This window comes from Clostridium sp. AM34-11AC, assembly GCF_003435375.1.
In the GTDB taxonomy this organism is placed as follows: Bacteria; Bacillota; Clostridia; order Lachnospirales; family Lachnospiraceae; genus Pilosibacter; species Pilosibacter fragilis.
In genome coordinates this window covers 311-971 of the sequence record NZ_QWGL01000105.1, presented here as the reverse complement: position 1 = coordinate 971, position 661 = coordinate 311, and the positions used below count along the sequence as shown (strand labels likewise).

The window sequence follows — 661 nt, the reverse complement described above, 5'->3', positions numbered from 1 at the left end:
GTTTCTTAACCTCTGCTGTCTGCTGGCTGGACTGCGCTTCCCGTACCACTCGGACAAACTCGGCTCGGTCATGCTTTGCATATTCGGCAATGGCTTTGAGCATTTCGGAAACAAGGGACAATACCACATCTTCATTGATACGGTGTTGTGTCGTGCAGAGCTTTCCAACTGGGACTTTGCTGTATTGGGAACAGGTATATTGAGAAATACGCTTGCCGTTGTTGGTACGGTGGACATACATCTTGCCGCCGCAATCGGCACAATAAAGCAAGCCTGTGAGGGGAGCTGCTTCGCCCCAGCCGTCCGGGTAGCGTCTGACATTCCCACGGATTTTCTGCACAAGGTCAAAGGTCTGCTGGTCAATGATAGCTTCATGGGTATTCTCGAAAATCGTCCATTCGTCCTCCGGGACATAATGGCTTTTCTTGTCCTTGAAGTGCTTTCGGGTCTTGAAATTGATGGTGTGTCCCAGATATTCACGCTTTTCAAGAATGTTGCAGATGGTGGAAGAACCCCAGCCGTACACATCTTTGAAAGTCTTGTTTTTGTTCACGCCCTCGCCGTGTTGGGCAAGGTAAGCAGACGGAATAAGCACCTTTTCCGATTTCAGTTTGCTGGCGATCTGATACGGACCGTAGCCGTCAATCGTCATGGCAAAGAT

At 49.6% G+C, this 661-nt stretch carries 1 protein-coding gene; it reads right to left on the bottom strand.

What is annotated here, in order from left to right:
• Positions 1-661 (bottom strand): recombinase family protein (locus DW826_RS17960; RefSeq protein WP_242994158.1); only part of this gene is annotated, 661 nt, incomplete at both ends.